This window comes from Micromonospora sp. LOL_015, assembly GCF_048060275.1.
GTDB lineage: Bacteria > Actinomycetota > Actinomycetes > Mycobacteriales > Micromonosporaceae > Micromonospora_E.
Genome location: NZ_JBHMIO010000001.1, coordinates 313,396 through 331,232, shown reverse-complemented (window position 1 = coordinate 331,232; position 17,837 = coordinate 313,396). Strand labels below are relative to the sequence as shown.

Genomic DNA, 17,837 nt, shown 5'->3' with positions numbered 1-17,837 from the left:
AGAACCTGGACGGCACCCACGCCTGCTCGGTGCCGTCCGGGTACACCTACGATCTGGTGGTCAGCCGGCTCAACGAGTGCAGCCCGAACAACTTTGCCAACAGTTACCGGCTGAGCTGAGCCGTTCTGGGGTCGGCGGCGGTCAGCCGGTGCGGGTGGTCGCCGCCACCGCGAGCTCCCGGAGCACCTGCCCGGCCTCGGGCTCGACCGGCACCGGACCCAGCGCGGCCAACGCCCGCTCGGTCAGCTCGGTGATCCGCGCCTCGGTGACGGCCAACGCGCCACTGGCCACGATCACCTCGCGCAGCCGCTCGACCCCGTCGGCGTCGAGCACCGGGTCACCGAGCCGGTCGTCCAGCAACGCCCGGCCGGCCGGCGACGTCGTCCGGTACGCCGACGCCACCAGGAAGGTGCGTTTGCCCTCCCGTAGGTCGTCGCCGGCCGGCTTGCCGGTGAGCGCCGGGTCACCGAACACCCCGAGTACGTCGTCGCGCAGCTGGAACGCCTCCCCGAGCGGCAGCCCGTACCCGGAGTAGCCGGCGGCGACGGCGGCCGGCGCGTCGGCCAACGCCGCGCCCAGCAACAGCGGCCGCTCCACGGTGTACTTTGCCGACTTGAGCCGGGCCACCTGGGTGGCCCGGTGCACCGAGGTGTCGCCGGTGAACTGGGTGAGCACATCCAGGTACTGCCCGACGGTGACCTCGGTGCGCATCTCGTCGAAGACCGGCCGGCCCCGGCGCAGCATCCCGTCGGTCAGCCCGGCACCGTGCAGCAGCTCGTCGGACCAGACCAGGCACAGATCGCCCAGCAGCACCGCCGCCGAGGCACCGAAGCCGTCCGCCGGCCCGCGCCACCCGCTGCGCCGGTGGTGCGCGGCGAACCGTCGGTGGATCGACGGCTCGCCGCGACGGGTGTCCGAACCGTCCATCAGATCGTCGTGGATCAGGGCGCTGGCCTGCACGAACTCCAGCGCAGCCAGGGCCGCGACCACCTCAGGTGAGTCGCCGCCGCCGGCTCCCCGGTAGCCCCAGTAGCCGAACGCCGGCCGCAGCCGTTTGCCGCCGCCGAGCACGAAGTCCTCGAGCGCCGCGGCCACCGGCAGCAGCGCCTCGTCGACGTCGCCCAGCCAGCGTCGCCGGCCCTGGAGGAAGTCGGCCAACGCCCGGTCGATACGTCGACGCAGGTCGGCCCGATCGGTCGGCGCGACCGTGATGCTGTCTGCCACTCCCTGACGCTATCGGCTGGTTGATGCGCCGCCCGCAGGCCACCCGGTACAGTCGGCTGCGTGGCTCTCGGTCTACCGTCCGTACTCCCCGGCTCGCAGCCGTCGATCGGGGAGCTGATCCGCGCCGGCCAGCCGACTTTCTCGTTCGAGTTCTTTCCGCCGAAGACCCCCGCCGGCGAGCAGCTGCTCTGGCAGGCGATCCGCGAGCTGGAGCCGCTGCGGCCGTCGTTCGTGTCGATCACCTACGGCGCCGGCGGCACCACCCGGGACACCACGGTCGACGTCACCGAACGGATCGCCACCGAGACGACCCTGCTGCCCATGGCGCACCTGACCGCCGTCGACCATTCAGTCGCCGAGCTGCGCAACGTCATCGGTCGGCTGGCCGGTGCCGGCGTGCGCAATGTGCTCGCCGTGCGCGGCGACCCGCCCGGCGATCCGACCGGCGAGTGGGTTGCCCACCCGCAGGGCGTGCGCTACGCCGAGGACCTGGTCCGGCTGGTTCGTGCGTCGGGTGACTTCAGCGTCGGCGTGGCTGCCTTCCCGTACAAACACCCACGCTCGCCGGACATCGCCACCGACACCCGGTACTTCGTTCGTAAGTGCCGGGCCGGTGCGGATTTCGCGATCACCCAGATGGTCTTCGACGCCGACGACTACCTGCGGCTGCGGGACCGGGTCGCGGCGGCGGGCTGCGACACCCCGATCCTGCCCGGTGTGATGCCGGTCACCAAGCTAGCTACCATTGAGCGCTCCGAGCAGCTGTCCGGTGCCCCGTTCCCGCCGGCACTGGCCGCCCAGTTTGCCCGGGTCGCCGACGACGCCGACGCGGTCCGCCGGCTCGGCATCGACCAGGCCAATCAGCTCTGCCAGCGGCTGATCGACGAAGGTGTGCCCGGCCTGCACTTCATCACCATGAATCGCTCGACGGCCACCCGTGAGGTGTGGCTCAACGTCGCCGTTGGCGCGCGGGCGTGACCCGCCCGCCACCCGGGCCGTCCCGCAGCGGTTGAGCTGTCGTGGAGACCCGGCTCAACTGGCAGGACTACGCCGTTACCTGGGCACGGCTGCACGGCGGTTTCGACCCTCGTACCGCCACCCCGGTGGTGCGTTACTGGCTGCGCGCCGCGCACGCCGTCGCCGACCTGCTCGGCCGGGCCAAGATCGGCCCGACCACGGTCACCGTCGCCGGGGTGCTGCTCTGCCTCGGGGTGCCGGTGCTCGCCCCGCGCGGCGGTCCCGGCCTGCTCGCCGCCGGCGGCCTGGTGCTGCTGGCCGCAGTCGCCGACACCGTCGACGGTGCGTTGGCCGTGGTCACCGGCCGGACCACCCGGCTCGGCTACGTCTACGATTCGCTCGCCGACCGGGCGGGCGAGGCGTTCTGGCTGCTCGGTTTCTGGCTGGCCGGCGCCGCCGGCCCGCTGGTCGTCGCCGCCGGCACACTGTCCTGGCTGCACGAGTACCTGCGGGCCCGGGCGGCGGCAGCCGGCATGCGGGAGATCGGCGCGGTGACGGTCGGGGAGCGACCGACCCGGGTCAGCATCGCCCTGGTCGGCCTGCTGCTGGCCGGTGCCGCCGCGCTGATCGCGCCGGACCTCGCCGCCGGGGTGCTCACCCTGGCCACCGCGGTCTGGGTGCTGCTCGGCCTGTTCGGGCTCAGCCAACTGTTCACCGCGGTCCGCCGCGCCCTGGCCTGACCCGGTCCGCCGACCCGGCCGCACCGGCTTGGCTCCGCCCTCCGAGCCCGGGGCTACCGGCCGGCCGGGCCGATCCGGTCGGCGACGATCTGCGCCGACAGGGTCACCATCGGCAGCCCGCCACCGGGATGCACCGACCCGCCGACCAGAAACAGTCCGGCCGCCGGTGCCCGGTTCGCCGGCCGCAGCAGCCCGCCGGCCGTACCGTAGATCGACCCGCCCGGCGTGCCGGTCGCCGCGGCCAGGTCCGCCGGTGTGCGTACCTCGCGGAACAGCAGCCGGTCCCGTACGTCCACCCCCCGGTCGGCCAGCACCCGCAGCACCTGATCGGCGTACGCGTCGGCCAGACCCGGCCGGCGCCAGTCCACCCCGGCCAGCGACAGGTCCTGCCGGGCCGCGTTGACCAGCACGAACCACGCCTCGTGGCCGTCCGGCCGGGCCGCCGGATCGTCGGCGACCGTCACGAAGATCGTCGGATCGGTGGCCGGCCGGGCCGGCCGACCCCGCCCCGGATCACCGAACACCGCGTCGAACTCGGCGTCGTAGTCGCGCGGGAAGAACACCGTTTGGTGGGCCAGCTGCGGGGTCCGGCCGCGTACCCCGAGCAGCAGCACGAAGCCGCCGAGGCTGCGGTCGGTCAGCCGGGCCAGCCGCCGGGCGTGCGGCAGCAGCTCCCGGTAGACCCGCGACGCGTCCACGTTGGCCACCACCACGTCGGCCGGCACCGGACGGGCCTCACCGGCCACCCGTACGCCGTGCACTCGGCCGCCGGCGGCGTCGATCGCGGTGACCGTCGACCCGGTGCGCACCACCACGCCCAGGTCCAGGCAGCGGGACAGCAGCGCGTCGGCCAGCGCCCCCAGCCCGCCCCGTACATACCAGCCGCCGAAGGTCAACTCGGCGTACGGCACGGCGAGCAGCGCCGCCGGCGCCCGCCGCGGGTCCGCGCCGGTGTAGGTGGCGTAACGCTCCAGCAGGGTCCGCAGCCGCGGGTCGCGGACCTCGCGGCGCAGCACCCCGCGCAGGCTGCGGCCGGGCGCGACCGCGGCCAGGTCGCCGAGCCGGTACGCCATCCGCGCCATCGCCAGCGGCGAGCCGACCTCCCGGCGCAGCACGTCCCGCCAGGAGGAGTCCCAGATCCGCCGGGCCCGCCGCCATACCCGCTGCCAGTCGTCGGTGGCCTCGTCACCGAAGGCCACCGCGATCCGTTCGGCGAACGCCGCCGGGTCGGCGCACGAGTCGAGCCAGCACGAGTCGAGCCAGCGCGGGCCGAGCCGTTCGGCCGGCCTGACGGGCCCGGCCGGGAACCGGTGCCGCACGATCGGATCCAGCTCGACCAGATCCAGCACCTTCTCCAGCGGCTCGCCGGTGCCGTCGAACAGGTCGGCGAAGACCTGCGGCAGGGTCAGCAGACTCGGCCCGGTGTCGAAGGTGAACGCGCCGTCCGGGGTCTGCCGGGTCCAGCGGGCCAGTTTCCCGCCGACGGTGTCGGCCTGTTCGATGACGGTGACGTCGTGCCCGCCGTGGGCCAGCCGGATCGCGGCGGCCAACCCGCCGACCCCGGCGCCGATCACCACCACCCGGCTCATCGGTACTCCTCCTCGCAGCAGTATCGGTCACGGCAGGGCCACCGGGCGGCCGCGCCAGGCGAGGCGCCGCCGCTTGCGCAGATAGTAGGACCGGATCACGAGCCAGCCGAGCAGCGCGACCGAGACCGGATGTGCCAATCCGTCCGGCATCGCCCGGCCGCCGGTGGCCCGGGCGGTGAGCGCCCGCCCGGTCACCCCGAGCCCGTACCCGGCGGCACTGGCCGCGACCAGCACCGCCGCCGCTGGACCGGCGCCGGCTGCCAGCCCGGCCAGCCCGACGACGCCGAGCACCGGCGGGGCCGCGTACAACATCAACAGTCCGGCCACGACGGCGGCCGCGCCGGTCGGCGACGGCAGCGACGCCCACAGCGACTTGCTGTAGCCGGCGGACAGCTCCCGCCAGGACCCGTACATCCGGCAGGTCGCCAACGCCGAACCGTCGGCCAGGGCGATCCGCCCCCCGGCCTGCTTCACCGCACGGGCCAGCCCGATGTCCTCCAGCACCTGGTCCCGCACGGCGGCGTGCCCGCCGGCCCGCCGGTACGCGTCCCGGTCGACCAGCAGGAACTGCCCGCCGGCGGCGGCCAGCGAGGTACGCGGCGAACATTCCATCGCGCGCAGCGGCAGGAACGTCAACCAGCTCCACTGCAGCAGCGGCTGCACCAGCCGCTCGCCGACCGACCCGGCGACGATCCGCGGGTACGGGCTGAGCAGCTGTGCCGGCACCGACCGCAGGGCGCCGATGGCGGCGGCCACCGCTTCAGGGGCGAGGACCACGTCGGCGTCCACGAAGACCAGTACCCCGGCCGGTGCGGCGGGGACCGCGTCGGCGAGCTGCTGGCAGGCGTGCGGTTTGCCGAGCCAGCCGGCCGGCAGCGGCGCGCCGGTGATCAGCCGCACCCGGGGGTCGTCGCCGGCCACCTCGCCGGCCACCTCGGCGGTGCCGTCGGTCGACCCGTCGTCGAGCACCAGGATCCGCCAGTCGGTCAGCTGCCGTTGGGCGAGCAGCGCCCGCAGGCACGGCACCACCCGGTCGGCCTCGTCACGCAGTGGCAGCAGGATCGACACCGGCTCGGTCACCAGGGCCGCCGGGCCGGGCCGGCGCAGCCAGCGCAGCGTGTTGACCAGCGTCGCCGCGGTCAGCGCCAGCAGCACCGCGACGATGCCGAGCGCACCCACCGCCACCGTCCACCAGGTCATGACGCCTGCCGTGGCGGGCGTCCAGCAGGTCCGGTCGCCCGTCGCGAGCGAATCAGCGTCACCGCGAACGGCACCGCCACCAGCCCCATGCCGAGCCCACCCCAGCCGGCCGAGGCGGGCAGTCCGAGGAACACCGCGTGGGCGAGCAGACTCGACGCGTACGTCCACAGATACAGCGCGTACATCGGGGCGTCCACCGGCCCGTCGGCCCGTCGGGCGCCGACCCCGGCGGTGAGCCGCAGTAGCGTCATCATCACCGCCGCCACGGCCAGCCAGCCCAGGTAGTTGCCGACCGGGACGTCCGGCACCCCGGGCAGCGCCGGGTCGGTGTCCAGCCAGGTCCAGTGGCCCTCGGTGACCATCTGCGGGTCGAGGAAGAGATCCCAGGCGGCCAGCGCGACCGCCCCGACGGCGATCCGGGCCACCGTCGGGCGGACCAGCCGCACCGCGACCAGCCACGCCGGCCAGGCCATCCAGGTCCAGGCCAGCGGGATGACCACCGGTACGCCGAGCAGCTTCGGCCCGAGCGTGCCGGCGTAGTCGTAGCCGCCGAACGGGACCCCGGTCGCCACCCCACAGGCTTCGACCGCCAGCCCGCCGCCGGTGGTGACCAGCACCAGCGCGGCGGCGGCCGGCCCCCGGGTCAGCCACGCGTGGCCCACCGACAGGACGAAGCCGATCACCACTGTGGCGACGGTCAACCCGGCCCGGGTGCCGCCGCCGGTCAGCGGGTAGCCGATCTGGGCCAGCACCAGCAGCGCCAACAACGCCCAGGGCAGCACCCGCCGTGCGTTCATGACCGCTGCGGTGCCGGGTCCGTCGACGGCCCGGCCCCCGCAGCCGGTGCGGCCTGCGGGTGGGGCAGCGGCAGGGTACGGCCGAGGACCGCGAAGGCCCGTTCGTCGCCGGGGAAGTGAAAGTTGCGAAGTACGTCGACGTAGCCGAATCGCCGGTACAGTCGCCAGGCCCGGGACCGCTGCTCGTCGGCCTCCGGGGTGGACAGCAGGGTGGTCGCGCCGGCGGCCATCCCGAGCAGGGTACGCAGCTGGTGTGCGCCGAGCCCGTGCCCCTGTGCCTGCGGGTGCACGTGCAGCTCCACCACTTCGAAGCAGTCGGTGAGCCAGGTGCTGCGGGCGGGTTTCGGCAGCGCGCCGCGTACCTGGTCGTGCCACCACTGCCCGGCGGCCGACCGGTAGCCGTAGCCGAACCCGGCGAGCGCGCCTTCAGCGGTGAGGGTGGCGACCGCCCGGAATCCGGGGCGCCGTACGTGGGTGGCGATGTAGCCGCGGCGTACCTCCAGCAGCTCGGCGCGGTAGTTCATCGCCTCGCCGTACACGCTGACCACGTCGTCGAGCCGCCGCAGCAGGTCGTCCGGCAGCCACGGCACCAGCCTCATCGGGGTCCGCCTCTCATCCGCCGCCAGCACCGCATGTCCCATCCTCGTCCTCTCCGGCCCGGTCCTTTCCGGCCCAGCCCAGCACGGCCCGGTCGCCGGTGACATCGAGCACCTCGAACCGGGCGAAGAGCTCTTCCGCGTACCACTGTGTCACCGGGGTCCGGGTGATGGCCGCCCGGTGCTGCGGGTGACGGTACGCGAACCGGGTCAGATCCGCCGTGTCCCGCCACACGCTGACCGTGCCCTGCCAGCCGAGCGGTGCCTCGCCGACGCCGAACCGGCAGTGCAGCCCGTCGGCGTCAGCCAGGGCGGCGGCGACCGGCGGCACCGCCCGCCAGAAGGTGACCGCCTTCGCCGGCCGCAGCCGCGCCCGGGTCAACGCCAGCACCGGACGCCCGGCACCGCCCGGCCCGCCGCCCGGCTCGCCGAACGGGGCGACGCCGGACCAGCGGCCCCGGCTGTGCAACGGCCGCAGGTCGACGCGGACCCGCGCGTCGGCGACCCGCAACCACGACCGCCCGACCGGCAAGGTGTCGAACCCGGCCGCCGTCGCCGGGTCGTCCCACACCACCAACGCCGCCCACCGGGTCGGGTCGACGTCGGTGGGCCCGAATCCGGTGCCGGTTCCGGTGCCAAGCAGCTTGGCGAACCGTACGCCGTCGACGCGCCGCAGCCGGCGGGCGTCGACGGCCATCCGGGCCAGCACGCGCGGCAGCCGTCGCCGAGGGACCCGCCAGACGTGCAGCGTGACCAGCGCGGGCACCGTGGCTGCATGGTCGGCGGGGTCGTTCACGCCACCTCGGCGGCGGTGCCGGCGGTGATCCGTAGCAGTTCGGCGTAGGTGGTCGGGAAGACCGCCCGGGGTACGCCGCCGGCCGCCCAGATCTCCGGGTACTGCTCCAGGGCCACGTCGACCAGGGCGCGGACCGGCTTGGGGTGGCCCAGCGGGGCGACCCCGCCGATCGGCTGCCCGGTGTGTTCCCGGACGAACCCCGGGGTGGCCCGGCGCAGTGCGTCGACGCCGAGGTCGGCGGCGACCTTCGCGGTGTCCACCCGGTGCGCGCCCGAGGTGAGCACCAGCAGCGGCTCACCGTCCGCGTCGAAGATCAACGAATTGGCGATCTGCCCAACCTCGATGTCGAGGGCGGCGGCCGCCGCAGCGGCGGTGTGCACCGCGTCGGGCAGCAGCCGCACCCGGCAGCTGGCGCCGGAGCCGTCCCGGGCGTCGGTGGCGTTCAGCGCGTCCTGCACCGCCTGCACGTTCGGATGTGTCTGCATGACCTCTATCTTGCTCGTGACCCGGATCGTGCCGCCGCCGGATTATTTACACCCTATTTGGGAGGGTTATTCTCCTGGTAGCGGATCTAGCGCGGAGGAATGCGAGCATGACTGCCCACCAACTTCGAGTGGCCGCCTACGCGGTCTGTGCCGACCAGGGGCAGCTGCTGCTGGCCCGCTACGTCTCGCCGGGCGGCTCCCGCCGGCACTGGACACTGCCCGGCGGCAAGGTCGAACACTCCGAGGACCCGGTTGACGCGGTGGTCCGCGAGGTGGCCGAGGAGACCGGCTACCAGGTCGAGGTGGAGTCACTGCTCGGCGTCGACTCCCGTACCGTGCCCGCGCAGCGCCGGCTGCCCGGCCGCAGCGAACGGCACGACCTGGGGGTCTTCTACCGGGTACGGGTCGTCGGCGGAGCGCTGCGGCCCGAGGTCGGCGGCTCCACCGACCTGGCACAGTGGGTGCCGCTGTCGCAGGTGCCGCAGCTGACCCGGGCGGTGATCGTCGACGTCGGACTGGAGCTCGACCGCACCCGCCCGCCGAGCGGCCACGTCATCCCGGTCCCGGTACGCGGCCTGCTCCGCCACTGAACGCGGCCGTTCACCCGCCGCACCTGCCCCGCACACCGGCTCACCCGCCCCGCTCCGGCCTGCCTGTCCGCTGTGCTCCGTCTGCACGCCTGCCCGCTGCGGCACGAGCCGAACGCCAGATACCTGATCGACGCCGGAACAGGTCTCTGGTGTTCGGCTCATGCTGCCGGCCGGTGCTCCGAACCCGAAACGGTCACGCTGCGTGCGCTGTGCAGCGGCCATTACCTGACCGGGTCGGCGTTGCGACTAGCCTGGTCCGATGACGGCGGAGGGGCGGCTCATCGATCTCGACCGGTCGACCGGCGCGACGGCGCCCGGGGCACCGGCTGGCGACGCGGCGCGGCGACGCTTTCGCGGACCGGGCCGGCTGGTCGGTATGCTGCTAGCCGGGGTGGCCGTGGGCGGTCTCGGTGGCTGGCTGCTCAATGACTACCAGCACCAGCGGGCTGCCGCGGACACCGCTGGATCGGTGGTGGCGTTCGCCGGCGAGGTGTGGAGCACAGCCGACGGGCAGCTGAACGCCAAAGTGACCGTGGTCAACACCGGAACGCAGCGGATCACCGTACGGGTCCTCGACACGGAGTCTCCTGGCCTGGCAGTGGCCGACACGGGCGCGCAGGCCCGCGTGCGCCCTGGAGGAGTGGGCTCCGTCGACGTGCGGGTCACCTTCGACTGCGACACGATCATGCACCGGTTGGCGACACCACTGCCGATGCGGTTCTCGGCGACCACCGACGCCGGCCGTACCGTGGAGGTCACCTATCCGATGGCGGTCACCGGGCGCTGGCTGCAGGGCACCGGCTTGTCCTGCCGGGAGGGGCTGGTCAGCGGCGGCCGTACGGTGATCCTCCTGCCCGGCCGGTGACCGGGCTCGACGATCTCGGCGTGCGGCACTGGCGCTACAGTGCCTCCATGGCGGAGTTGACCACGCCGCGGCTGGTGCTGCGGCACTGGCGCGGGTCCGACCTGGAGCCGTGGGTGGCGATGAACGCCGACCCTCAGGTGCGGGAGTTCTTCCCGGGCCTGGCGACCCGCGAGCAGAGCGCCACCACCATGTCCCGCTGCCAGGCTGGCTTGGAGCAGCGTGGCTGGGGCTGGTGGGCGGTCGAGGTGGCGGCGACCGGCGAGTTCATCGGCATGACCGGCCTGAGCCCGGTGGAGGCCAACATGCCGTTCGGCGGGGTCGAGGTCGGCTGGCGGCTGCGCCGCGACGCATGGGGCAACGGGTACGCGACCGAAGCGGCCCGCGCCTGCCTGGCGTACGGCTTCGACACCCTCGGCCTGCCGGAGATCGTCGCGTTGACCGCCGTCGGCAACCTGCGCTCGCAGGCGGTGATGCGGCGGATCGGGATGACCCGTGACCCCGCCGGCGACTTCGACCACCCGAACGTGCCCGACGGCCCGGTGCGCCGCCACGCGCTCTTCCGGATTCAGGTCCCGCCGCGCGCATACTGATCACGATGGCCGCGCCTCGGTCGAACCGACCGGCTGCCCTTTCGAGAACTCCACAGCGTGTTGATTCGATCATTCTTTCCTGATCGGATCGGCTGGTGGATGTCGACATGTGGATCAAGGCATTCAAAGCGGCCAGGGCGGCGGCGGATGTCTCGCAGGATCAGCTTGCTCCAAAAATCAACTACAGTGCCTCCACCATCGCGGCGGTGGAGACGGGGCGGCGCCGGCCGACGATGACTTTGGCTGCGGGTGCTGACGAAGCCTTGGATACCGGCGGTCTTCTCGCCGAGATGCTGGATCTGATCAACAAGAAGCAAGCGCCGAGCTGGTTTGCGTCATGGCGCGCGATCGAGGACCGCGCGGTCAAGCTGCGGATGTACGAGCCGTTGCTGGTGCCGGGACTGCTGCAGACGGAGGAATACGCGCGTGCGGTTTTCACCGGCACCGGCCTGTACACCGCAGACGGGGTCGAGGATCAGGTGGCCATGCGGTTGGATCGCCAACGGCTGCTCGCCAGGGAGAAGCCACCGGTGTTGGTCGCCGTGGTCGACGAAGGGGCGCTGCGCCGGATCGTCGGCGACACGGTTGTACAGCGCGAGCAGCTCAACTATCTGCTTACGCTGATGAACGAGCGGCGGATCAAGCTGTACGTGGTGCCGCTCAGCGCTGGGGCGTATGCTGGCATGTCCGGTGGATTCGTCATCGGTACCCTGCCCGAGGGCGACGACGTGGTGCATGTGGACGGGGTCTTCGGGCATCCCGTGGACCATCCGAGCGGTGTGGAGCAAGTGGTGCGGATCTGGGACAGTCTGCTGACCGAGGCGCTTCCCGAGCGAACATCACGTGAGCTGATCGAAGGTCTGGTGAAGGAACTATGAGCGGTACGAGTGTGACACCACGATGGCGTACCTCGACCCGGTCCGGCAACGGCGGCAACACCTGTGTCGAGGTCGCCGACAATCTCCCTGGCCGGGTACTGGTCCGCGACAGCAAGGACGTCACCGGCCCGTTGCTCGCCTTCGGCCCGGCCGCCTGGTCGGCCTTCGTGACCGGGCTGACCGTAACCCGCTGAGCCCGTCAGGCCGTCTCCCTCAGACGGAATTAGGCCGGGACGCAGACGGTGATCGCGGCGGGGACCACCCGTACCTTCATCTTTTTGGCCTGACCCCGGGCGCCGCCGTCGAGTTCGTACGTCATCGGCTCGGCCAGCCGGATGTCGACCCGCCGGGCCCGGGTCATCCGGACGAACGGGGAGCGCTCCGAGCGCCCGACCGCCATCCGACCCAGCGTGCGCGCCCACTCGGCCGCCCCCTGCGCGGTGGTCACCCCGACCTCCAGCCAGCCGTCGTCGGGCCGGGCATCGTCGAAGGCGTGGATGCCGCCGGTGATCCGGCCGACGTTGCCGACCAGGACGCAACTGGCCGACTCGTCGAACCAGGTGGTGCCGTCGACCTTGATCCGGATCCGGGGCGTGCCGCCGCCGACGTGACGCAGTCCGGTCCAGACGTACGCGAGTTTGCCGGCCCGGTCCTTCAGGTCCCGGTCGGCGTCGCGGATCAGCCGCCCGTCGAAACCGGCCCCGGCCATCACCGCGAAATGCTCGCCGTTGACCCTGCCCAGGTCGAGCCGGCGCCGTTCGCCCTGGAAGCCGATCCGGACCGCCCCGCCGAGGTCCTCCGGTACGCCGATGTTGCCCGCCAGCAGGTTCGCCGTGCCGGCCGGGATGATCGCCACGGTGGCATCGCGGCCGGCCAGCGCGTCCAGACAGCGTTGCACCATCCCGTCGCCGCCCCACACGAAGACCAGCTCGGCGCCCCGCTCGACGGCCCGGCGGGCCTTCTTCGGTGCCTTGCGGCTCTTCGGCACCTCGTACCAGTCGATGTCCTCGGCGCCGTGCCCGGCGATCGCCGCGCGCAACTCGTCGAGGCCGCCGCCGAGGGTCTTCTTGCGGTGCGCGACGACGGCGACCCGTTTCGGTGCACTCATACCGCTGTTCCTACCCGCCGCCGCCCGCCACTACGCCAGCCGCCGGCGGCCGGCCGCCCGGCAGCTGCGGTCCGGGGGGCAGCGGCCCGTCGGGTGCCGGCGGTACGGCGGGCGGCGCGCCGGTGCCGGTCCGGGCGGTCTCGGCCAACGCCACCCCGGTTAGCACCAACGCGCCGCCGGCCAGCTGCACCAGGGTCAACGCCTCACCCGAGCCCAGCACCACCCAGGCCACCGTGGCGGCGAACACCGGCTCGACCATGCCGACGATGCCGACGCTGGTCGCCGGCAGGTGCCGCAACGCGCCGGTGATCATCAGGTACGGCACGATCGAGCCGAGGACCACCACGTAGCAGCAGAGCAACGCGACCGGCATCCCGCCCTCGGTACGGGTGAGCAGCGGCTGCCAGCCGTCCAGGCCGGCGGTGGCGGCGCGGACGATCAGCCCGGCGATCGCCGACGCGCCGAACGCCCAGGTGGTCAGGGACAGGGTGTCGCGGTCCTGGACGCCCCGCGCACCGATCAGGAAGTACGCGGCGAGCATCACGGCCGCGCCCAACCCGGCGGCCACCCCCAGCGGGTCGAGGGTCAGCCCGCCCCACACCTGCGCCACGCAGGCCAGCCCGAGCAGGCTCAGCGCCAGCCCGGCCCACAGCCGGGACCGCACCTGCTGGCGTTGCACGGCCCAGGCCCAGACCGCCACCATCAGCGGGGCGGTGTACTCGAACAGCAGCGCGATGCCGACGGGCAGCCGGGAGATGGCCACGAAGTAGAGCATCGGGACCAGGAAGAAACCGGTTAGCCCGTACGCGACGAGCAGCGGAACCTCGCGGCGGCGCAGCCGCGCCCGGCGGGCACCGGGCCGCAGCACGACGCTGAGCACCAGGAGCCCGGTGAAGGCGCCGACCGCCCGCAGCACGGTCAGTTGCGGGGCGTCCAGCCCGGCCCGCAGCACCAGCTTGGAAACGGTGCCGTTGATCGCGAACAGGGCGCTGGCCCCGACCACCATGGCCAGGCCGAGCACCGGTCGACGGGCGTACGCAGTCGTCACGGCGGTGAGGCTACCGTCGCCGCTGTCAGTGCCGTACCCGATATCGGCCCTTACCGCATGGTGGTCCGCCGGCCGGAAATCATAGTGGTCCACCGGCCGGAGGTTCGGTGGGCGGCGACGCACGGGTACGGCACCATCCGGGCCTGGCCTTCATCGAAGCTGATGGCTTGACCAAACGGTTCCGCCGACCGGTGAAGGCCCGGGTCTGCGTGGCGCGCTGACTGCGGGGCGAGGCGGGTGAGGCGGTGGCGTACGTCGGGCCGAACGGCGCAGGCAAGTCGACAACGGTGAAACTGCTCGCCGGCATCCTGGTGCCGAGCGCCGGGCAGGTCCGGGGTCCGGGCGTTCCTGCGGGACCTGCCGTGAAGGCCCGCGCCGGGAGGGCCGCCGGGCACGAGCAGTGCCTTTTCGTGTGGACGCAGGACACCGATGGGGCGTCAGGCACCGTTTGCGAGGTTCGGTGCGGCGCGGTGGGCGGGTGGCTGAGGTGCTGGGCGCGGGGGAACATCGGGCGGTCGGGTGGCGTTGGATCCTGGCGTTGGACCGAGTAGGCGAGCGGCCCGGCTGATCTGCCGGGCCTGATCCGCCTGATCCGCCTGGTCTGTCGCCCGGCGTGGGTACGGCCGGATCTGCGGCCCCGCCCGGTGCGGAATGCCGGGCACCCCCGGATGGTTGTATCCGGTGCGCCGGTGAGACCGCCCCCCCGCCTGGACCGGCGGGTGTGCGCAGGTCGGAGCGCATCATTTGAGTTCGACTTTTTTGTGCGTGTTCTGTTCTGTCCCGTTCGTGACCGGTTATCGACCCGGTGGGTCCGGTGTCCGGTTCATCCCCCTCGGAACGGAGATTCTGCTATGAACACGATCTTCCGTAAGTCTGCTCTGTCGGTTGCTGGTCTGCTGACCGCTGGTGGTGTGGTGGTGGCTCCTGCCATGGCGGCGCAGGCCGCTGGTCCGGGTGCCGCCGATGGTGGTGCGCGTGAGGTGGCGGTGGAGTACGAGGCGCAGCCGAATTTCTACTACTGCGGTCCGGCGGCGACGCGGATCGCGTTGACGGCGCAGGGTCATGCTCCGTCGCAGGACGAGGTGGCGGGCAAGCTGGGGACGACCGAGGCCGGTACCGATTCGGCTGAGGAGACGACCCGGGTGCTCAACGAGGTGATCGGTGAGGCCGAGTACGAGACGGTGTCGATCGGTGCGGCCGCGGCGAAGCCGGAGCATGTGGAGAAGCTGCGGGCGGATGTGCGGGAGGCGGTGGATGACGGCCGGGCCGTAGTGGCGAACATCATGGGTACGGCGTCGGATGTCGACGGGGTGGCGCACTCGTACGAGGGTGGGCATTACCTGACGGTGACGGGTTACCGCGATGGTGGTGACACGGTGAAGATCGCTGACCCGTACTTCGAGGGCCAGGAGTACTGGATGGACCTTGAGGTGCTGGCTGACTGGACCGCCAAGCGCGGCTACTCCGCCTGACCGGTGACATCCCTGGTGGCCGGGTTCCCTTACGGGAACCCGGCCACCAGCGTCTGTGCGGGCGTTACCGCACGGGGTACCTAACCGTTGCAGCCGGACGGACTCGCCTGGTCCGCTGCGGCGGACGAGCCAGGCTTCGGGGATGTGCGTGAACATCGCCGCCGTGGCGCCTTCCGGGTCGTGTGCGGCGACGCGTTCGTCGATCCGCCGGTGGCCCGGTTGGATGCCACCAACAGGGCACGCTCGGTCCGGCCCATGTACCGGGCCGTGTTGTCGACCTGGCTCTCCAACGCCCGGATGACGCCTCGGGCGATGTGGTACCCGGATGCCTGCATGACCGTGCCGTGGAAGGCCCGGTCATGCTCGTGGTACGTGCTCGCCTTACGCCAGGAGCTGACCGCGATCCGGTACGCCGGCCGTGCGTACCCAGGCTTCCGGGCTGTCGCAGTCGTGCACGGACCGCCACCGGTCCCGCACGCGCGGGCGTACGCCTCCGCGACCGCGTCCTCGGCGTCGGTCCGGTTGCCGAGCACCACGGACAGGTGTCCGAGCACCGTTGGGCCGACGCGGCGTAGAAGGCGTCGAACTCGTCGGCGTCACGCATCCGACGTGCTCCGCCCGTCACCTGGTCGTTCCTGCACCGGTCACCGGGTCGGCGCCGGCCCGTTGTCGGTCAACCGGAACCCGTCCGGGGGCGGCGAACCGTCGCCGTGCTCCTCCAGGATCAGCCCGGAGCGGGCCGAGGTGCGCAGGTACGCCGACCTGTTGCTGATCATGAAGGTGTCGTCGGCGCCGGTGTCGGCCGCGACGATCGCGAACCGCTGCCGGGGGTCACCGGTGTCACAGGCTGCACCCTCGATTGACAAGGATCCCCCGTCTCCCGGGTTGTGCACCCGCCAGCAGACCGGGTCACCGGCGCCGGGGCCGCCGCTGGTCCCCTGGTAGGACTCGATCAGGAACAGCCGCCCCTGCAACGGGACCACGACGAACGACTGGCGGCCCTCGTCGTCGTCGACCTCGGCCAACCGTCCGTCGTCGGTGATCGACAGCCCGGACTCGAACGCCTCGGCCCGCACGATGGTGACCTGCCGGGTGCCGGACAGCACCTGCGGCAGGCCACCCGTGGGTGCCGTCGGCTCCGGCGGCGGTGCCAGGCTGGTGGTCGGGGTCCCGGTCACCGTCGTCGGGTCCGGGTCGGACGTCGGCGTCGTGTCGCCGGCCGGTGCGGTCGTGCCGCACGCCGCCACCGCGCTGGCCAGCACGGCGATTCCCAGACCTGTGATCCATCGGCCCGTCACCACGTTCTCACCCTCATCCGTCTGTCGGTGACCCGGCGGCGACGGCTACCCGCCCGCCGCCGCCCGGGGTCCGGTCGATGTTCCCGAATCGACCGACATACCCCCAGACGTGTGGCGGCGGCGCCTGGTTTCAGCGGTGCACGTGGACTTGCGGCGACCTGGCGCACGTGTGCAGGCGTCCCCACACCAGTCCGTCAGCCGCGTGGAGTTGGCACCTGGCCAACGTCTCCGTCACCTGCCGCGGTGCCGTTCGTCGCAGCCGAATAGGCATTACGACCGCCCTGGTAGGCGCTTCGTGGCAGTACGGAGGACCGTCTGCCCGCCGGACCTCGTGCGGCTGCCGGCCTGGCCGGGGCAGGGCGGGCGGGTCGGGGCAGGCGGGCGACATCGAGAGCCCGCAATCTCATCGCGGGCTTCTCGACAAGATGCCACGACGGTACAGCGAACAGCATCGTGCCGACGATCGACAACAGAATATACGATGACATGCCGTACTCGGCCACGCCGACCAGTGCCAGAACTTGCTGTACCGGGAATGCGTAGATGTAGATTCCGTACGAGTAGTCCCGCCCACGGCCGATCCGTCCGAGCCGTCGCGGAAGCGCGACACCCAGATATATGAGCAGGTACGCGTAGGCTGGCAGCCCGACAACGACGAATCCGCCCCACAGTAGGCTGATCGCGAGCAGGACGGCCGCCAACGCAGCCAGCCGGCCGTCCATCGGTATGCGATGCATATAGCAGCGGACGGCGGCGCCCAGCACAAAAAGGAAAGTCAGATACAGCAGCCAGTCAGAGGTGAACGAGCCGATCAGCGGAAACGGGCCGACCGCCCCGACTGGAGCTGGCCGGAATGCCCATGTTGAGGCAATCGAAATGTCACGAATAATTAACGCGTAGCCGAATAACAGGATTGCCAGCAATGCCCGCGGAGCTAGGCGCAGGACCGAAGTCACGCCGAGGACAGCGATCAGGCCGTAGCACACGAGTTCGTACCGCAAGCTCCACAGTGATCCATCGAACGCGCTCGGCCCACCCATCATCTGGCCGAACGGAGTAGACGACAGCAGTCCCGATATCGGGTACTGCTCCATGGCGGTAAACCAGTTGGCCGCCAGGTAGGAAAATGGACCTTGGGGATGACTCCAGAACCCTCGCATCGTACCGTTCTCGTACAGCGCGACCAGCGGAGCCACCACAAAGGCGGTGACGAGTAGACACACCCAGAAGCCGGGAAAAATCCGAAGCACCCGATGCCAAGAATACCGCAAGACGGAGTGCTTGAGTGCACTTCCCGTGATCAGGAATCCGGAAACCACGAAGAATCCCTGGACCGACAGCGAACCGAGCTCGCTCTGCCCAGCTGAGATGCCGTAGCCAAGGCTCGCCGCGCCGTAGCCCAGCGGCCAGGCATGCGCCACGAGGACACCAAGGGCCAGGGCCAGGCGGATCAGCCCGAACGAATTGCCGTCCGGCACGTACCGGTCGGCAAGGCTCGGCAGACTGCGACACATCGCCGCATGCGCACTCAACACGGAACTCCTCAGGCCGGACCGCCTCATTGATGAAGGCCGGGGTCTCGCGCTGGTCACCGACGCCCCCGG

Annotated in this window: 20 protein-coding genes; 9 read left to right on the top strand and 11 right to left on the bottom strand. The window is 71.9% G+C overall.

Going from position 1 to position 17,837, the window contains the following annotated elements; genetic code table 11:
- Positions 1–141: 141 nt before the first annotated feature.
- A complete protein-coding gene (locus ACFHWU_RS01385) occupies positions 142–1,224 on the bottom strand; it encodes a polyprenyl synthetase family protein (RefSeq protein ID WP_416589633.1) in 1,083 nt (360 codons plus the stop codon).
- A gap of 60 nt (positions 1,225–1,284) precedes the next feature.
- Here ACFHWU_RS01385 and metF point away from each other — a divergent pair, with 60 nt between their 5' ends.
- Together metF and ACFHWU_RS01375 are read left to right on the top strand one after the other, a co-directional pair.
- A complete protein-coding gene (gene metF, locus ACFHWU_RS01380) occupies positions 1,285–2,202 on the top strand; it encodes a methylenetetrahydrofolate reductase [NAD(P)H] (RefSeq protein ID WP_416551607.1) in 918 nt (305 codons plus the stop codon).
- Between the two features lie 41 nt (positions 2,203–2,243).
- Positions 2,244–2,921 (top strand): CDP-alcohol phosphatidyltransferase family protein, encoded by a 678-nt coding sequence (locus ACFHWU_RS01375; protein ID WP_416551609.1) that lies wholly within the window; start codon positions 2,244–2,246, stop codon positions 2,919–2,921.
- Between the two features lie 53 nt (positions 2,922–2,974).
- Here ACFHWU_RS01375 and ACFHWU_RS01370 read toward each other — a convergent pair whose 3' ends face one another.
- From ACFHWU_RS01370 to ACFHWU_RS01345, 6 genes are read right to left on the bottom strand one after another with little or no spacing between them, the layout of a single operon-like run.
- The gene (locus tag ACFHWU_RS01370; protein WP_416589632.1) at positions 2,975–4,510 is read right to left on the bottom strand and encodes a phytoene desaturase family protein; all 1,536 of its coding nucleotides are present in this window, start codon (positions 4,508–4,510) and stop codon (positions 2,975–2,977) included.
- Between the two features lie 27 nt (positions 4,511–4,537).
- Positions 4,538–5,710 (bottom strand): glycosyltransferase, encoded by a 1,173-nt coding sequence (locus tag ACFHWU_RS01365; RefSeq protein WP_416551613.1) that lies wholly within the window; start codon positions 5,708–5,710, stop codon positions 4,538–4,540.
- The gene (locus tag ACFHWU_RS01360) at positions 5,707–6,507 is read right to left on the bottom strand and encodes a carotenoid biosynthesis protein (protein WP_416551615.1); all 801 of its coding nucleotides are present in this window, start codon (positions 6,505–6,507) and stop codon (positions 5,707–5,709) included. The genes ACFHWU_RS01365 and ACFHWU_RS01360 overlap by 4 nt, the downstream gene beginning before the upstream one ends.
- Positions 6,504–7,106 (bottom strand): GNAT family N-acetyltransferase, encoded by a 603-nt coding sequence (locus ACFHWU_RS01355; RefSeq protein ID WP_416551617.1) that lies wholly within the window; start codon positions 7,104–7,106, stop codon positions 6,504–6,506. The genes ACFHWU_RS01360 and ACFHWU_RS01355 overlap by 4 nt, the downstream gene beginning before the upstream one ends.
- A gap of 13 nt (positions 7,107–7,119) precedes the next feature.
- Positions 7,120–7,899 (bottom strand): monooxygenase, encoded by a 780-nt coding sequence (locus ACFHWU_RS01350; protein WP_416551619.1) that lies wholly within the window; start codon positions 7,897–7,899, stop codon positions 7,120–7,122.
- Positions 7,896–8,384: a YbaK/EbsC family protein gene (locus tag ACFHWU_RS01345; protein ID WP_416551621.1), complete on the bottom strand. Its 489-nt coding sequence runs from the start codon at positions 8,382–8,384 to the stop codon at positions 7,896–7,898. Before ACFHWU_RS01345 ends, ACFHWU_RS01350 begins: the two co-directional genes overlap by 4 nt.
- Before the next feature lie 107 nt (positions 8,385–8,491).
- Between ACFHWU_RS01345 and ACFHWU_RS01340 the strand changes: the two genes are divergently transcribed.
- The 5 genes from ACFHWU_RS01340 to ACFHWU_RS01320 all read left to right on the top strand — a co-directional run bounded on the left by ACFHWU_RS01340 (position 8,492) and on the right by ACFHWU_RS01320 (position 11,501).
- A complete protein-coding gene (locus tag ACFHWU_RS01340; RefSeq protein WP_416589631.1) occupies positions 8,492–8,974 on the top strand; it encodes an NUDIX domain-containing protein in 483 nt (160 codons plus the stop codon).
- Positions 8,975–9,233: 259 nt separating this feature from the next.
- Positions 9,234–9,839: a hypothetical protein gene (locus ACFHWU_RS01335; RefSeq protein ID WP_416589630.1), complete on the top strand. Its 606-nt coding sequence runs from the start codon at positions 9,234–9,236 to the stop codon at positions 9,837–9,839.
- Between the two features lie 47 nt (positions 9,840–9,886).
- The gene (locus ACFHWU_RS01330; RefSeq protein ID WP_416551627.1) at positions 9,887–10,429 is read left to right on the top strand and encodes a GNAT family N-acetyltransferase; all 543 of its coding nucleotides are present in this window, start codon (positions 9,887–9,889) and stop codon (positions 10,427–10,429) included.
- A 95-nt stretch (positions 10,430–10,524) separates the two neighbouring features.
- Entirely contained in the window at positions 10,525–11,307 is a 783-nt protein-coding gene (locus tag ACFHWU_RS01325; RefSeq protein ID WP_416551629.1) for a helix-turn-helix domain-containing protein, read from the top strand.
- Positions 11,304–11,501: a DUF397 domain-containing protein gene (locus tag ACFHWU_RS01320; RefSeq protein ID WP_281550693.1), complete on the top strand. Its 198-nt coding sequence runs from the start codon at positions 11,304–11,306 to the stop codon at positions 11,499–11,501. The genes ACFHWU_RS01325 and ACFHWU_RS01320 overlap by 4 nt, the downstream gene beginning before the upstream one ends.
- 29 nt (positions 11,502–11,530) lie before the next feature.
- Here ACFHWU_RS01320 and ACFHWU_RS01315 read toward each other — a convergent pair whose 3' ends face one another.
- A complete protein-coding gene (locus ACFHWU_RS01315; protein WP_416589629.1) occupies positions 11,531–12,415 on the bottom strand; it encodes a diacylglycerol/lipid kinase family protein in 885 nt (294 codons plus the stop codon).
- 10 nt (positions 12,416–12,425) lie between these two features.
- Positions 12,426–13,463: an EamA family transporter gene (locus tag ACFHWU_RS01310; RefSeq protein ID WP_416589628.1), complete on the bottom strand. Its 1,038-nt coding sequence runs from the start codon at positions 13,461–13,463 to the stop codon at positions 12,426–12,428.
- A 221-nt stretch (positions 13,464–13,684) separates the two neighbouring features.
- Between ACFHWU_RS01310 and ACFHWU_RS01305 the strand changes: the two genes are divergently transcribed.
- Positions 13,685–14,014 carry an ATP-binding cassette domain-containing protein gene (locus ACFHWU_RS01305; protein ID WP_416589703.1) on the top strand — a complete coding sequence of 110 codons (330 nt, stop codon included), beginning with the start codon at positions 13,685–13,687 and terminating at the stop codon, positions 14,012–14,014.
- A gap of 300 nt (positions 14,015–14,314) precedes the next feature.
- Positions 14,315–14,935, top strand: coding sequence for a C39 family peptidase (locus ACFHWU_RS01300; protein ID WP_416589627.1), 621 nt, complete (start codon positions 14,315–14,317; stop codon positions 14,933–14,935).
- A 644-nt stretch (positions 14,936–15,579) separates the two neighbouring features.
- On the opposite strand, the gene ACFHWU_RS01295 is transcribed toward ACFHWU_RS01300, so the two are convergent.
- Both ACFHWU_RS01295 and ACFHWU_RS01290 read right to left on the bottom strand, forming a co-directional pair.
- Complete coding sequence (locus ACFHWU_RS01295) at positions 15,580–16,233, bottom strand: hypothetical protein (RefSeq protein ID WP_416551639.1); 654 nt, start codon at positions 16,231–16,233, stop codon at positions 15,580–15,582.
- A gap of 194 nt (positions 16,234–16,427) precedes the next feature.
- On the bottom strand, positions 16,428–17,765 hold the full coding sequence (locus tag ACFHWU_RS01290) for an acyltransferase family protein (RefSeq protein WP_416551641.1): 1,338 nt from the start codon (positions 17,763–17,765) through the stop codon (positions 16,428–16,430).
- Positions 17,766–17,837: the final 72 nt, after the last annotated feature.

Coding starts and splice junctions, on each gene's coding strand:
- ACFHWU_RS01370 (WP_416589632.1), bottom strand. CDS start 4,510: ATGAGCCGGGTGGTGGTGATCGGCGCCGGGGTCGGCGGGTTGGCCGCC.
- ACFHWU_RS01300 (WP_416589627.1), top strand. CDS start 14,315: ATGAACACGATCTTCCGTAAGTCTGCTCTGTCGGTTGCTGGTCTGCTG.
- ACFHWU_RS01320 (WP_281550693.1), top strand. CDS start 11,304: ATGAGCGGTACGAGTGTGACACCACGATGGCGTACCTCGACCCGGTCC.
- ACFHWU_RS01315 (WP_416589629.1), bottom strand. CDS start 12,415: ATGAGTGCACCGAAACGGGTCGCCGTCGTCGCGCACCGCAAGAAGACC.
- ACFHWU_RS01345 (WP_416551621.1), bottom strand. CDS start 8,384: ATGCAGACACATCCGAACGTGCAGGCGGTGCAGGACGCGCTGAACGCC.
- ACFHWU_RS01330 (WP_416551627.1), top strand. CDS start 9,887: ATGGCGGAGTTGACCACGCCGCGGCTGGTGCTGCGGCACTGGCGCGGG.
- ACFHWU_RS01355 (WP_416551617.1), bottom strand. CDS start 7,106: ATGAGGCTGGTGCCGTGGCTGCCGGACGACCTGCTGCGGCGGCTCGAC.
- ACFHWU_RS01360 (WP_416551615.1), bottom strand. CDS start 6,507: ATGAACGCACGGCGGGTGCTGCCCTGGGCGTTGTTGGCGCTGCTGGTG.
- ACFHWU_RS01340 (WP_416589631.1), top strand. CDS start 8,492: ATGACTGCCCACCAACTTCGAGTGGCCGCCTACGCGGTCTGTGCCGAC.
- ACFHWU_RS01335 (WP_416589630.1), top strand. CDS start 9,234: ATGACGGCGGAGGGGCGGCTCATCGATCTCGACCGGTCGACCGGCGCG.
- ACFHWU_RS01365 (WP_416551613.1), bottom strand. CDS start 5,710: ATGACCTGGTGGACGGTGGCGGTGGGTGCGCTCGGCATCGTCGCGGTG.